A 14,329-nucleotide genomic window follows, 5' to 3' on the forward strand; every position below is an offset into this window, starting at 1 on the left:
GCGCGTCAGGCCGGGGGCTGCGCCAGGGACCGGCGGGACTGCGGGCGGGCCGCAGGGTCGGCCTGGCGGTGCACCAGCTTCCAGTAGCCCTCCTCGCGGCGGAAGATGCTGGTCACGCGGAGCGCGAACTCCTCCGTGGCGGCAGCGCCGTCCAGGCGGGCCCGGAAGTGTTCGGTCTCCACCAGGTAGGCGGTGTCGCGGGCCGTGTAGGAGGTGACGGTATCGAAGCCGAGCATCTCGCCGTCGCGGAACTGCCGCGCCGCCTGGTCCAGCCGGGCCTCCACCTGGGCCCAGCCGCGGGCTATTCCGCCGAACGGGTTGGCCAGGGTGACGTCGTCCAGCCGGGAGTACAGTTCCTTGATCGGGGCGGTGTTGCCCCGGGTGATTTCGGGAACCGCCTGGTGGTAGCGGGCCACTTCTTCCTGGAAACTTGGTGCCAGCATTCGGCTTCCTAGTCTTCGATCGTGGCGATGATGGCGCCCGCGGACACCGTTTCGCCGGCCGTTGCCGTCAGGCCCGTGATGGTGCCGGACCGGTGCGCGGTGAGGGGCTGCTCCATCTTCATGGCCTCAAGGACCACCACCAGGTCGCCTTCGGACACAACGTCCCCGTGCGCCACGGCCACCTTCACGATGGTGCCCTGCATGGGGGAGGTCAGTGCATTGCCCGTGGCGGCCGTGGGGCCGGCGGAACGGGAACGCTTCTTGGACTTGCCCGGCTTGCCGGCGGCGGACGATCCCGTTCCCAGGGTTCCCAGGGATGCGGGAAGCACTACTTCGAGGCGCTTGCCGCCCACTTCCACCACCACGCGTTGGCGGTCCTCGGCGGAGCCGTCGGCGTCGGCAGCGGCGTCCGGGGTCCATGCCGGCAGGTTGTTGGTGAACTCGGTTTCGATCCAGCGGGTGTGGACCTTGAAGGGCCCTTCAGCCGGCGCGAAGGCGGGATCCGAGACCACTGCGAGGTCGAACGGGATGACTGTGGGGATACCCTCAACCACCATTTCCTCCAGCGCGCGGCGGGCGCGCTGCAGCGCCTGCGGGCGGCTGGCGCCGGTGATGATGAGCTTGGACAGCATGGAGTCGAAGTTTCCGCTGATCACGTCGCCCTGTTCCACGCCGGAGTCCACGCGGACCCCGGGACCGGTGGGGTTCTTCAGGACCCGGAGCGTGCCCGGGGCGGGCAGGAAGTTGCGGCCCGGGTCCTCGCCGGTGATGCGGAATTCGATGGAGTGGCCGCGGACCTCGGGGTCGCCGTAGCCAAGCTCCTCGCCGCGGGCAAGACGGAACTGCTCGCGGACCAGGTCGATGCCGGTGACTTCCTCGGAAACACAGTGCTCCACCTGCAGGCGGGTGTTGACCTCGAGGAAGGAAATGGTTCCGTCCTGGCCCACCAGGAATTCGCAGGTGCCGGCGCCCAGGTAGCCGGCCTCCTTCAGGATGGCCTTGGAGGATTCGTAGAGCCGGCGGTTCTGGTCCTCGGTGAGGAACGGCGCCGGAGCTTCCTCCACGAGTTTCTGGTTGCGCCGCTGCAGCGAGCAGTCGCGGGTGGAGACCACCACCACGTTGCCGTGGGCGTCGGCCAGGCACTGGGTTTCCACGTGCCGGGGGGCGTCGAGGAAGCGCTCGATGAAGCATTCGCCGCGGCCGAAGGCGGCCGTGGCCTCGCGGACTGCGGATTCGTAGAGTTCGGGGATTTCCTCGCGGGTGCGGGCCACCTTGATGCCGCGGCCGCCGCCGCCGAAGGCCGCCTTGATGGCCACCGGCAGGCCGTGCCGGTCCACGAAGTCCAGGACTTCGTCGGCTGATTCGACGGGGTCCGCGGTGCCGGGGACCAGGGGTGCGCCGACTTTCTCGGCGATGTGCCGGGCGCGGACCTTGTCGCCCAGGGCGGAGATGGCGTCCGGGGAGGGGCCAATCCAGGTGATGCCTGCGGCAATGACCTTGGCGGCGAACTCGGCGTTCTCGGCCAGGAATCCGTAGCCCGGGTGGATGGCGTCGGCGCCGGACTGGCGCGCGGCGTCGATGATCTTGTCCATCACCAGGTAGGACTCGGCGGCGGTGGCACCGCCCAGGGCGAAGGCTTCGTCAGCGAGCCGGACGTGGAGTGCGTCGCGGTCCGGGTCGGCGTAGACGGCTACGGAGGCGAGGCCCTCGTCCCGGGCCGCCCGGATGATCCGCACGGCGATTTCGCCGCGGTTGGCGATCAGCACCTTTGTGAGGCTGGACTGCGTGGTTCCTGCGGACTGCTCCAAATTTGCTGACAAGGCGTCTCCTTCTTTCCTTCAGGGAGCCTAGCGCGGTTTTGGAGGTTCCGCCGATATTACTTGCGGAATCCGCGTGTAAACCGGTCGTCCTTTGTAGGGAAGCTACAAGCACTGCAGAAAACGGACGACTTTACCTCGGCGGCCAGAGATCAGTGATGCGCACATTGGCGGCGGCAAGCAGGCCGCGCAGGGTGGATACGGAAAGTCCGACGACGGCGTGCGGGTCGCCGTCGACCTTCCGGATGAAGGCCCCGCCCAGGCCGTCGATGGTGAAGGAACCCGCACAGTGCAGCGGCTCTCCGGTGGCGATGTAGGCGTCGATCTCCTCCGGGGCCATGTCCAGGAAGGAAACCTCGGCGGATGCGACTGCCCCGAGCGTGGCGCCCGAACCGCGGCCGGCGCCGTCGTCGTCCGTGTCCCTGCAGTCCACCAGCCAGTGCCCCGTGTGCAGCACCCCCGCGCTGCCGCTCATGCGGAGCATCCGTTCGCGCGCGACGTCGGCAGTGTAGGGCTTGCCGTGCGCCTCGCCGTCGAACTCGAACACGGAATCGCAGCCCAGCACCAGCGCGCCCTCCGCCTCCGGGAGGGACGCGACCGCCTCCGCCTTGGCCCGGGCCAGCAACAGCGCGGTGTCGTGCGGGTCCGTCACGCCGTACCGTTCCTGGACGGCCGCCTCGTCGACGTCGGAAACCAGCACGGTGTGCCGGATGCCGGCCTCGGCCAGGAGCTTGGTGCGGGCGGGGGACTGGGAGGCGAGGATCAGATGGAGCACGGTTTCAGCCTAGTGGACCAGTTCGCCGGACACCGGCGTCCCCTGGCCGCGGCTGAGCTTGGCGCCTTCCACGTCCACGTCCGGCAGGATCCGGTCCAGCCAACGCGGCAGCCACCACGACTTGGCGCCCAGCAGGTACATCACGGCCGGGACGATCGTCATGCGGACCACGAACGCGTCGAACAGGACACCGAACGCCATTGCGAAGCCCAGCGGCCGGACCATGGTGAGGTGGCTGAAGATGAAGCCGGAGAACACGCTGACCATGATGATGGCGGCGGCGGTGACCACGGCGGCTGCGTGCCGGAAGCCCACCCTGACCGCTTCCTTGGCGGATGAGCCGTGCATGTAGGCCTCGCGCATGCCGGAGGCGATGAACACCTGGTAGTCCATGGCCAGGCCGAACAGTACACCGATCAGGATGATGGGAAGGAAGCTCAGCACGGCACCGGGGTTGGCTACGTCGAAGACGTTCCCCAGCCAGCCCCACTGGTAGACAGCCACGACGGCGCCGAAGGCCGCCGACAGGGACAGCAGGAAGCCGCCCGTGGCCAGCAGCGGCACCACGATGGAGCGGAACACCAGCAGGAGCAGGACCAGGGAAAGTCCGACGACGATCGCCAGGTAGGGCGGCAGGGCGTCGCCGAGCTTGGTGGAGACATCCACGTTGCCGGCCGTCTGGCCGGTCAGGCCCATGGCGACGTCGTAGTCGGCCTTGATTTCGCCGTTCAGGCCGCGGAGTTCGGCGACCACCTTGACCGTGCTGGCGCTGGCGGGGCCTTCCTTGGGGATGACCTGGAAGACTGCGGTGCGGCGGTCCTCGCTGAGGGCCACCGGCACTGCGGCCACCACGTTGTCCACGGCACGGAGCTTGTCCGCGATGTCGTACTGCAGCTTTTGCGCCTGGGCCGCATCCAGGTTCGCGGGGAACTCGCCCACGGCCACAATGGGGCCGGTGACGCCCTCGCCGAAGCTGCGTGCCGTCAGGTCGTAGGCCTGGTAGGCCTCGGACTCCACAGGCTCGGAGCCGCCGTCAGGCAGCGCCAGCTGGAGCTGTGTGGCGGGCAACGCAAGGGTGCCCAGCAGGAGGATGCCGGCGACGAGCGCAACCCAGGGGTGCTTGGTGACCAGGCCGCCCCACCCGCGGGTGCTTCGTTCGCGGTCGGAGGCAAGATCCGCCGCCTCGTGGCCCGGTTCGGCGTTGTGCGCCTCGGACTTGGCCCAGGCCCGCTTGGAGATGATCCGGCGGCCAATCAGGGACAGCATGGCGGGGGTCAGGGTGATGGCGACCAGGACCGCCACCGCCACGGTTCCCGCGGCGGCGAGGCCCATGACAGTGAGGAACGGCAGCCCGGGGACCACCAGGGCTGCAAGGGCGATGATCACGGTGAGCCCGGCGAAGACCACCGCGTTGCCGGAGGTTCCGTTTGCCCGGGCCACGGACTCCTCAGGGTCCATTCCGGCCAGGAGCTGCGTCCGGTGCCGGTTGACGATGAACAGCGAGTAGTCGATGCCGACGGCCAGGCCCAGCATGAGGGCAAGCATGGGGGAGATGGAGCTCATGTCGAACAGGCCTGAGAGTGCGAACGTGATGCCCACGCCCACGCCGACGCCGATGATGGCCATCAGCAGCGGCAGTCCGGCCGCGATCAGCGTCCCCAGCATGAGGATCAGGACCAGCGCAGCGACGGCGATGCCGACAATTTCCGCTGTGCCGAACAGGGCTGAGATGTCCTCGGTGATTTCCTTGCTGGCAAAGGCCTGGACGCCTGCGGAGGACGTCTCGTGGGCGATCTCCTGTACCTGCTTGCGGACCGCTGGTGCCAGGCCGTTGATGGAGGTGTTGAACTGCACCTGGGCCACGGCCGCCTTGTTGTCCTCCGAGACGAAGCGGATGGCGGACGCGGCCTGGGCCTGGCGCTTGCCAAGTTCCAGCTTCGCCTTGTTGGCCTCCAGTTCCTGGGCGCCGGCGTCGAGCTTGGCCTGGCCGGCAGCCAGCGCTGCCTTCTGCTGGCCCAGCTGGGCCTCGACTACTGCTGCGGGCGCGCCGGCGGCGGTGAGCTGTTGTTCAGCCGCTGCCAGCTGTGCCTTGCCCGCCTCCAGCTGGGCGCGGGAGGCATCCAGCTGTGCCTGGCCGGCCGCCAGCTGCTGTTCGCCGTCCGTGATCGCCTTGCCGGCCTGGTCCACCTGGGCCTGGGTGGTGAACGGATCAACCGTGCCGCGGACCTCGGGGAGGGCTTGCAGCTTCTTCAGCGCATCCGTCACGGCCGCGCGGCTCTCAGGCGTGAATCCGCCGTCGGGGGCTTCGAAAACGATCGTGGCGCTTCCGCCCGAGGCTGCGGGCAAATCCTGCTTGAGCTTGTCCGCGATCCGCTGCGTCTCGGTGCCCGGGATCTGGAAGTTGTTGGACAGCGTGCCGTGGAAGGCTGCGGCGGAACCGCCGACGGCCACCAGGACCGCAAGCCAGAGGGAGATGACAAGCCAGCGCCGGCGGTAGGAGAACTTGCCGAGGCGGTAGAGGAGGAGTGCCATGCGGGAGGACCGATCTGATCAGGAGGAACGGGTGGCGGATGGGAAAGCGGTGGTGGTGAAGCCGGCGCCCAGCAAGCCCATGGCATCGATGAGCAGCTGGCGGAGTTCTGCAAGGGAGGCGGGTGAAAGGTCCGGGCCGCGCCGGCTGAACCAGACCTCCATGGCGGCCTTTCCGCAAGAAATGATGGAGCCGGCCAGGGCATGGACGTACAGCTCGTCCCGCTCGCCGGGGCTACCGGCAAGTCGTTCACGGGCCACGGTGAAGACCTGGGCCCGGCAGTGGTCCCACGCCTCCAGTTCCGTATGGGACATCAGCGGACTCTGCTGGGTCAGCGTGAACAGTTCGGCGAGCGGGGCGATGGCCTTGGGGTCGGCCAGGGCCACCAAAGCGGCCTGGGCCGACTCCAGCATGGGCTCCTCGGCCGGGCGGAGGCGCAGCTGCTGGATGGCGTTGTCCAGGAAGCCGTGGACGATGGAGGCCAGGGCGGCGTCGGTGCTGCCGAAGTAATTGAAGAAAGTGCGGCGCGAGATTCCCGCGGCGTCGGCGATGTCCTCCACCGTGAAGTTGCCCGGGCCCTTGGACCGCAGGAGGCCCAGAGCGGCGTCGGTAATGCCCTGGCGGGTGGCGGCCTTGTTCAGCTCGCGGCGGGATGGCGCGGCGGGCACCGCATCCTGCGGGGTTTCTGGAGCGGACAGCGGATCTGGCACGGAATTACACTACGTGCAACTTTGCACTGAATGCAACTTATTTTCGGGGCCGAATCTGGATTCACAGGAGAACGAAAGGTTTCCGACAGCCTTTCCTGAACCTGGTGGCCGATGCTGGAAATGTCCCGCCGCGAGGCGTATCACCAGCAGCCGTCAGGCGACGGCGAATGAGGAGACAACGAAAATGACCCGCACGAAGAAAATGACCCTGGGCCTGTCAGCCGCGGCGCTGGCGCTCGGTGCAGGAATCGGCGTGGCCGGCATGGCATCGGCCACCACCACCACGCCTTCTCCCACCCCGAGTGCAAGTGCCAGTGCCTCGGCCGATGGCTCCGCTGGCACTGACCACGGCGGCATGGGCAGGCACGGCGGCCGTGACGGCAAGGGCATGGAGCAGGCATCCGCCCTGGCAGCGAAGCTCGGCGTGGACGAAGCCAAGGTGACCGACGCACTGAAGGCCTTCCGCGAAGCCAACAAGCCCACCACGCCGCCGGCCGACGGCCAGAAGCCGGACCCCGCCGCCCGCGAGGCCGCCCTCGCCAAATCGCTGGCCGGCTCGCTGGGCATCGACGAGGCCAAGGTGACGGCAGCCCTCCAGGAGATCCGCAGCGAGGAACAGTCCGAACACGCGGCCGAGCTCAAGACCCGACTGGACAAGGCAGTGACGGACGGCAAGCTGACGCAGGCTGAAGCCGACGCCGTCACCAAGGCCGTCCAGAACGGGGTGATTGGCGGCGGCGGACGCTGACTGTTTCAGGCCGGTTGCGGCCTGGGGCGTAGCCCTTAAGCAAAGACGTCCCCGGGAGAAACTCCCGGGGACGTCTTTTTGCTGGCGCGCGTTACGCGTTGGCATCCTGCAGTTCGCGGGATGCGGTCCCGGCGCTGGTGCCGTCCGTTGCGGACCCGCCGGCGGCGGCATCGCTGTCATCCACGAACGGTGTGCCGTTGCGGGGTGCGTTGTACAGCGACTCGTCCAGGATGCCCTGGCGCTTGGCCACGATGGTGGGGACCAGGGCCTGTCCTGCCACGTTCACCGCGGTGCGGCCCATGTCCAGGATGGGGTCGATGGCCAGCAGCAGCCCGACGCCGGCCAGCGGCAGCCCCAGCGTGGACAGCGTCAGGGTGAGCATCACCACGGCGCCGGTGGTGCCGGCGGTTGCGGCGGAGCCCAGGACGGAGACCAGTGCGATCAGCAGGTACTGGCTGAAGTCCAGGTGGATGCCGAAGAACTGGGCCACGAAGATCGCCGAGATGGCGGGGTAGATGGCAGCGCAGCCGTCCATCTTGGTGGTGGCGCCCAGCGGCACGGCGAAGGAGGCGTAGGCGCGGGGCACCCCGAGGCTGCGTTCAGTCACGCGCTGGGTCAGCGGCAGGGTTCCCACCGAGGAGCGGGAAACGAAGGCCAACTGCACTGCGGGCCATACGCCGGAGAAGTACTGCTTGACGGACAGGCCATGGCTGCGGACCAGGATCGGGTAGACCACGAACAGCACCAGGACCAGGCCGGCGTAGATGGCCACGGTGAACTTGCCCAGCGAGCCGATGGTGTCCCAGCCGTAGACGGCCACGGCATTGCCGATGAGGCCGACAGTGCCCAGCGGTGCGATGCGGATGATCCACCAGAGCACCTTCTGGATAACGGCGAGGGCCGAGGCGTTGAGGTTCAGGAACGGCTCTGCGGCCTTGCCCACCTTGAGGGCGGCAACGCCCACCGCGATGGCGATGACGAGGATCTGCAGGACGTTGAAGCTGATGGAGGTGGTGACGGCGCCGGAGTCGCCGACAGTGGAGCTGGCACCCAGGCCGAGGAAGTTCTTGGGGAACAGGCCCACGAGGAAGGCCCACCAGTCACCGGACTTGCCGGTGTACTTGGCGTCTCCGTTGATGCCGGTGTTGGCGCCGGGCTGCAGGAGTACGCCCAGGCCGATGCCGATCAGCACGGCGATCAGGGATGTGATGGCGAACCACAGGAGCGTGTTCCATGCGAGCCGGGCGGCGTTGGACACCTGGCGCAGGTTGGAAATGGAACTGACTACGGCGGTGAAGATCAGGGGAACGACGGCGGTCTGCAGCAGCGACACATAGCTTGAGCCGATGGTCTGCAGCGTGGCGCCGAGGGCGTTGGGGCTGGTCTTGGTGCTGCCGGTGTACTTGGCCAGCAGGCCGAGGCCCAGGCCCACCACGAGGGCGGCAATGATCTGGAAGCCGAACGAACCCGCCCACTTGGGGAGCTGGAATCCGGTCTTCCCTGCGGGGGAGGGGGTGCTTGTCTGAGTGCTCACCAGAACAAGCTAGACCTCTGCTAAATATCACGTCGAACCAACATTGAGAAATATTACGTGCACAGGATGCGGGCCCCGGCCGGAAATCCCCGGAGAACCAGGGATAACGGCGGCATTTGTTACTTATTCCCGGCAGGGGTGTGCTTAACGTCTCGTGGTTCGTGGTGTTTCCTGACCGTCAGGTAGAGCCGGTGGGCGGTGATCAAGATGGCCAGCCAGGCGGCACCCAGTGCCCAGGCCGCCAGCACATCGGTGAGCCAGTGATGGCCCAGGAAGACCCTGCTCAGGCCGATCGCGACGGCGAAGAGGGCTGCCGCCGCGGCGGTGAGGATGCGGGCGCGGTTCGAGTGGAGCCGCAGGATGATGAGGTACGCCACGATGCCTGCAATCACCACCGCGTTCAGGGAGTGTCCACTGGGAAACGATGCCGAGTGTTCGTAGGGCGGTACGGCGTCGCTGAGGTCCGGCCGCGTGCGTCCCACGAGGCGCTTGCCGGCGATGGTCATCAGCAGTGAACCCAGGCCCGCGGTGACGATCAGGATGACGGGGGTCCAGGAGCGGCGCCGCAACGCGAGCACCGCCATGATGGCGACGGCGAGGACCGGCATCCCGATGGTCCCGCCAACATCGGTGAAGGCCGTGACCGCCACATCCAAGGCAGGGGTGCGGAGGTCCTTGCTGGCCGCCAATACCGGATGGTCAAGTCCGGCCACCCCGTCTGCGGCCACTACCGCTTCATAGACCTCGCTGAACGCGGCGGTCAGGGCGGCGGAAATGACCGCCCCCACCAGCAGCGTCAGGATCAGTGCGCCATGCGGGCCATGTACCTGGCTGATGCGGTGGACCACTCCGACCAGGTGCCGGCCTGTCCGGGTGTCCCATCTGGTGAGGTCCTTGCCACCGACGGTCGTGTCCTGGCGCAGTTCACCACGCACCCCCGTCCCGGCCGGTGTCCCTTGGAGGTTGGTCAACGTCGTCTCCCTGTCCATACGGCGATGCGCGCCACGGCAATTTAGTAAGCAAGCTTATTGATTGCCGTGGGCGCTGTCCACCTAATGCCGGGGGCTCGGTCCACCAGCCAGGGATCCGGCCGGGAGGATGGGCTGTCAGCCCAGAAGCGCCCGGCGAAGGGTGTCGAGTCCCACGGAGCCGATGTTGAGGGCCTTGGTGTGGAACTCCTTGAGGTCGAACCCCGGCCGTGCCTCGAGCTCGGCGCGGATCTGTTCCCAAAGGCGCTGGCCTACCTTGTAGGAGGGCGCCTGTCCCGGCCAGCCGAGGTACCGGGTGAACTCGAAGTTGAGCTGGCCTTCGCTGAGGGGGAGGTTTTCCTTCAGGAATGCGTAGCCCCTGTCGGCGGTCCAGGTGCCGGATCCCCAGCGTTCGGGCATCTCGAGTTCCAGGTGGACCCCGATATCGAAGACCACGCGCGCTGCCCGCATGCGCTGCATGTCCAGCATGCCCATGTGGTCGCCAGGGTCTTTCAGGTAGCCCAGTTCCTGCATGAGTTTCTCGGCGTACAGGGCCCAGCCTTCGCCGTGGCCGGAGGTCCAACAGACGTTCCGGCGCCATTTGTTGAGCAGCTCGCGCCGGTAGGTGGCAGTGGCCACCTGGAGGTGGTGGCCCGGGACGCCCTCGTGGTACACGGTGGTGGTTTCGGCCCAGGTGGTGAAGGTGTCCTCGCCTGCGGGGACTGACCACCACATGCGGCCGGGGCGGCTGAAGTCGTCGGATGGGCCGGTGTAGTAGATGCCGCCTTCGTCGGTGGGGGCGATTCGGCACTCAAGCCTCTTCATGACGTCGGGGATGTCGAAGTGCACGCCAGCGAGTTCGGCCACGGCCTTGTCGGAGAGGTCCTGCATCCATTCCCGCAGCGCCTCGGTGCCTTTCAGCTGCCGTGCGGGGTCGTCGTCGAGGATTTCCTTGGCTTCGGCAATGGAGGCGCCTGCCTTGATGGCGGCTGCGACCTGTTCCTGCTCCGCGATCAGTCGGTCGAGTTCCTGGACGCCCCACGCGTACGTTTCCTCCAGGTCCACCTCTGCGCCCAGGAAGGACCGGGAAGCCAGTGCGTAGCGGGCCCGGCCCACGGCATCCTTTTCGGGAGCGGCGGGCAGCAGTTCGGTGCGCAGGAATTCCGCCAGGCCGGTGTAGGCCTGGCGGGCGGCGGCAGCTCCGGCGTCGAGCTTCTCCTGCAGGGCCGTGGGCAGCGGCCCCGCATCCGTGGCGGCACCCGCGGCCAGCTTTGCGAAGAAGCCGTCCCCGGCGGCGTACTTGGCCACCTGTTCAATGACGATGCGCACCTGGCGGGCGGCGGCGACCTTGCCCGCATCCCTGGCCAGGCGCAGGGACTCGGTGTAGCCGCTGATGGCCGCCGGCACGTTGTGTGCGCGCCCGGCGATGTGCTCCCAGTCCTGTTCGGTTTCAGTGGGCATGAGATCGAAGATGGCGCGGATGTCCTGGGCCGGTGAGGCAATGTTGTTCAGGTCCGCATACTCCCACCCGGAAGCATGGATCAGGAGCTGCAGGCCCAGCCGCTCCTGCATGGCGTCCAGGGTGACGGCGTCCACGTCGTCCTCCGGCTCCAGGCCTTCCAGCGAGACGAGGGCATGCCTTGCCGCCTCGGCGAACCCGGCGATGCCGGCAGGGGAGAAGTCCTGGTATTCCGTCTCATGTCCCGGCAGGCCAAGGGTGGTGGCAAAGGTCGGATTGAGCCTGATCAGGGTGTCGGTGTAGTTGTCAGCGACGTCGTCGATCCGGGTATGCGGGCGCGCGGCGGGTGCAGTGTCGGTAGTCACATCCCGAGCCTACCCGGCCACATGGACAGGATGTGGAAGCCGTCAGCCCCGGCTGCGCTTCCAGGCACCCGGGCCCGGCGTGGGCGCGAGCCGAAGCTGCTGCCTCCGGACCCAGTGCCGCACGCTGGTGGTCTTTGCCGGGGCCGGGGTTTCCCCGCCGAGGGAAAGCACGACGGCGGCCAGCGCGGCGAGTTCCTCGTCGTTCGGCTGTCCTTTGACAACAGAGAACAGCGGCGCGGCCTGGGGTTCCGGGGCTTCGGCGGGCTCAGGCGCCCCTGGGGTGCTGATCACAGCGGGATGTTCCCATGCTTCTTGGCGGGAAGGCTGGCGCGTTTGTCACGCAGGGCGCGCAGTCCCTTGATGATCTGGATGCGGGTGTCCGAGGGGGCGATGACGGCGTCCACGTAGCCAAGCTCGGCTGCCTGGTAGGGGTTGAGGAGTTCTTCCTCGTACTGCTGGATGACCTGGGCGCGGCGGGCCTCGACGTCGCCGCCGTCCTCGGCGACCGCTGCGAGGTCGCGGCGGTAAAGGATGTTCACGGCACCCTGGGCGCCCATCACGCCGATCTGGGCCGTGGGCCAGGCCAGGTTCAGGTCGGCGCCGAGCTTCTTGGAGCCCATGACGATGTAGGCGCCGCCGTAGGCCTTGCGGGTGATGACGGTGAGCTTGGGGACGGTGGCCTCGGCATAGGCGTAGAGGAGTTTGGCGCCGCGGCGGATGATTCCCTGGAACTCCTGGTCCTTGCCCGGAAGGAACCCGGGGACATCCACCAGGGTGACGATGGGGATGTTGAAGGCGTCGCAGTGGCGCACAAAACGGGCCGCTTTTTCCGAGGCGGCGATGTCCAGGGTGCCGGCGAACTGGAGGGGCTGGTTGGCCACGATGCCTACAGTGTGGCCCTCCACGCGGCCGTAGCCGATCATCACGTTGGGGGCGTACAGGGCCTGCATCTCCAGGAAATGCCCGTCGTCCACGATCTGCTCCACCACGGCGCGCATGTCGTAGGGCTGGTTGGCGGAGTCCGGAACCAGCGTGTCCAGGGCGAGGTCGTCGTCGTCGATTTCCAATTCCTGCTGGTGCCCCAGGACGGGCGCCTCGGACAGGTTGTTGGACGGGAGGAAGTCCAGCAGTTCGCGCACGAACTCGATGGCGTCGGTCTCGTCCGAAGCGAGGTAGGTGGACGTTCCGGTGGTGGCGTTGTGCTGCCGGGCACCGCCGAGCGTTTCCATGTCCACGTCCTCGCCGGTGACGGTCTTGATGACGTCCGGGCCGGTGATGAACATGTGCGAGGTCTTGTCCACCATCACCACGTAGTCGGTGAGGGCGGGGGAGTAGGCGGCGCCGCCGGCGGAGGGGCCCATGATGAGCGAGATCTGCGGCACCACGCCGGAGGCGTGGACGTTGTTGCGGAAGATGTCAGCGAACATGGCCAGCGAGGCCACACCCTCCTGGATACGGGCGCCGCCGCCGTCCAGGATGCCGACGACGGGGCAGCCGTTGCGGAGCGCGAATTCCTGGACCTTGACGATCTTTTCGCCGTTGACCTGGCTCAGGGATCCGCCGTAGACGGTGAAGTCCTGGCTGTAGACCGCCACCAGCCGGCCGTCCACGGTGCCGTAGCCGGAGACCAGGCCGTCACCCAGCGGCTTCTTCTTCTCCATGCCGAAGGCGCTGGAGCGGTGCACGGCCAGTGCGTCGAACTCAACGAAGGAATCCTCGTCCAGCAGCAGGGCGATGCGCTCGCGGGCGGTGTTCTTGCCGCGGGCGTGCTGTTTCTCGATGGCCTCGGGGCCGGAGGGCTGTTCGGCGCGCGCCTGGCGGTCGCGGAAATCGGCAATCTTTCCCGCTGTCGTTGTCAGATCGTGGCTCATCAAGTGTCTCCGGCTCTGTAGCAGGTCAATTCTGTCGGCTGGCGGGTCTGGCTGCGCGGAGCGTTAAGTAGCATCCACACAAAAGACGAACCCTGGTGGCAAGTCTAGTGACGCTTTGGGAGCCAACGGCTGTAGGGAACCTACAATTTTCTGCCGTTCCAACACCCCCTGCACAATGTTACTCATGAGTAACTTAGTTGGGTTACAGTGTTCCCATGACTTCAAGCGACGATGCTTTGCATGCCTCCGAGAGCCCGTACCGGGCCGCCGGCTCCCTGGCGGGCCGGACCATCCTGCTCTCCGGCGGCAGCCGCGGGATCGGCCTGGCCATCGCCCTGCGGGCGGCACGCGATGGCGCCAACATTGTGCTCCTTGCCAAGACGGGGGAGCCGCACCCCAAGCTCGCCGGGACGGTCCACACCGCGGCCCGGGAGCTGGAGGCGGCCGGAGGCCAGGCGTTGCCCCTGGTGGGTGACGTGCGGCGGGACGATGACGTGGCCGGCGCCGTGGCCGCAGCCGTGGAGCGGTTCGGCGGCATCGACATCGTCATCAACAACGCCTCCGCCATCGACCTCTCCACCACGGACAAGGTGGAGATGAAGAAGTACGACCTCATGCAGGACATCAACGTGCGCGGCACCTTCCTGCTGTCCAAGCTGGCGCTCCCGGCGCTCCGTGCCTCTGGACAGGGGCAGATCCTGACGCTCTCGCCGCCGCTGAACCTCCACCCCTCCTGGGCTGGAAAGCACCTCGCCTACACCATGGCCAAATACGGGATGAGCCTGACCACCCTGGGCCTGGCCGAAGAACTGAAGGCTGACGGGATCAGGGTCAACTCACTGTGGCCCTGCACCCTGATCGACACGGCCGCCATCCGCAACATGCCCCACGGCGAAACCATGGTGATGGCCGCGCGCGGCCCGCAGATCATGGCCGACGCCGCCCACGCCGTTCTGACCGGCAGCAATCTCGGTGCCGCTGCGCCGCCGTCGGGCAACTTCTACACGGATGAGCAGGTCCTGGCCGCCGCCGGCGTGACCGACTTCCGCCCCTACAGCCTGGGTGCGCCCGAAGACCGCCTGGTCCCGGACATCTTCCTCTAGGGCGGC

12 protein-coding genes are annotated in these 14,329 nt (G+C 67.5%); 2 read left to right on the forward strand and 10 right to left on the reverse strand.

The genetic code is table 11. From position 1 onward, the window contains the following. Window positions 1-5: 5 nt before the first annotated feature. The 5 genes from ACZ9J7_RS13630 to ACZ9J7_RS13650 all read right to left on the reverse strand — a co-directional run bounded on the left by ACZ9J7_RS13630 (window position 6) and on the right by ACZ9J7_RS13650 (window position 6,275). The gene (locus ACZ9J7_RS13630) at window positions 6-443 is read right to left on the reverse strand and encodes a YybH family protein (protein WP_476210120.1); all 438 of its coding nucleotides are present in this window, start codon (window positions 441-443) and stop codon (window positions 6-8) included. Between the two features lie 8 nt (window positions 444-451). Further along, window positions 452-2,263: an acetyl/propionyl/methylcrotonyl-CoA carboxylase subunit alpha gene (locus ACZ9J7_RS13635; protein ID WP_476210122.1), complete on the reverse strand. Its 1,812-nt coding sequence runs from the start codon at window positions 2,261-2,263 to the stop codon at window positions 452-454. Between the two features lie 130 nt (window positions 2,264-2,393). Further along, on the reverse strand, window positions 2,394-3,035 hold the full coding sequence (locus ACZ9J7_RS13640; RefSeq protein ID WP_476210124.1) for a Maf family protein: 642 nt from the start codon (window positions 3,033-3,035) through the stop codon (window positions 2,394-2,396). A gap of 9 nt (window positions 3,036-3,044) precedes the next feature. Further along, window positions 3,045-5,567: an MMPL family transporter gene (locus ACZ9J7_RS13645; protein WP_476210126.1), complete on the reverse strand. Its 2,523-nt coding sequence runs from the start codon at window positions 5,565-5,567 to the stop codon at window positions 3,045-3,047. An 18-nt stretch (window positions 5,568-5,585) separates the two neighbouring features. Next, entirely contained in the window at window positions 5,586-6,275 is a 690-nt protein-coding gene (locus ACZ9J7_RS13650; protein ID WP_476210128.1) for a TetR/AcrR family transcriptional regulator, read from the reverse strand. 184 nt (window positions 6,276-6,459) lie between these two features. On the opposite strand from ACZ9J7_RS13650, the gene ACZ9J7_RS13655 reads away from it, so the two are divergent. Then, window positions 6,460-7,023, forward strand: coding sequence for a hypothetical protein (locus tag ACZ9J7_RS13655; RefSeq protein ID WP_476210130.1), 564 nt, complete (start codon window positions 6,460-6,462; stop codon window positions 7,021-7,023). Between the two features lie 91 nt (window positions 7,024-7,114). Here ACZ9J7_RS13655 and ACZ9J7_RS13660 read toward each other — a convergent pair whose 3' ends face one another. From ACZ9J7_RS13660 to ACZ9J7_RS13680, 5 genes are all read right to left on the reverse strand, one after another. Then, a complete protein-coding gene (locus tag ACZ9J7_RS13660) occupies window positions 7,115-8,557 on the reverse strand; it encodes a dicarboxylate/amino acid:cation symporter (RefSeq protein WP_476210131.1) in 1,443 nt (480 codons plus the stop codon). Between the two features lie 119 nt (window positions 8,558-8,676). After that, on the reverse strand, window positions 8,677-9,546 hold the full coding sequence (locus ACZ9J7_RS13665; protein WP_476210133.1) for a phosphatase PAP2 family protein: 870 nt from the start codon (window positions 9,544-9,546) through the stop codon (window positions 8,677-8,679). A 117-nt stretch (window positions 9,547-9,663) separates the two neighbouring features. Continuing rightward, window positions 9,664-11,349 carry a DUF885 domain-containing protein gene (locus ACZ9J7_RS13670; RefSeq protein ID WP_476210135.1) on the reverse strand — a complete coding sequence of 562 codons (1,686 nt, stop codon included), beginning with the start codon at window positions 11,347-11,349 and terminating at the stop codon, window positions 9,664-9,666. A gap of 42 nt (window positions 11,350-11,391) precedes the next feature. Beyond that, window positions 11,392-11,637 (reverse strand): acyl-CoA carboxylase subunit epsilon, encoded by a 246-nt coding sequence (locus tag ACZ9J7_RS13675; RefSeq protein ID WP_476211856.1) that lies wholly within the window; start codon window positions 11,635-11,637, stop codon window positions 11,392-11,394. Beyond that, window positions 11,637-13,220, reverse strand: a complete 1,584-nt coding sequence (locus ACZ9J7_RS13680; RefSeq protein WP_476210137.1) for an acyl-CoA carboxylase subunit beta — start codon at window positions 13,218-13,220, stop codon at window positions 11,637-11,639. The genes ACZ9J7_RS13675 and ACZ9J7_RS13680 overlap by 1 nt, the downstream gene beginning before the upstream one ends. A gap of 215 nt (window positions 13,221-13,435) precedes the next feature. Here ACZ9J7_RS13680 and ACZ9J7_RS13685 point away from each other — a divergent pair, with 215 nt between their 5' ends. After that, window positions 13,436-14,323, forward strand: a complete 888-nt coding sequence (locus ACZ9J7_RS13685) for an SDR family oxidoreductase (protein WP_476210138.1) — start codon at window positions 13,436-13,438, stop codon at window positions 14,321-14,323. Window positions 14,324-14,329: the final 6 nt, after the last annotated feature.

Source organism: Pseudarthrobacter sp. TE9888 (assembly GCF_056279345.1).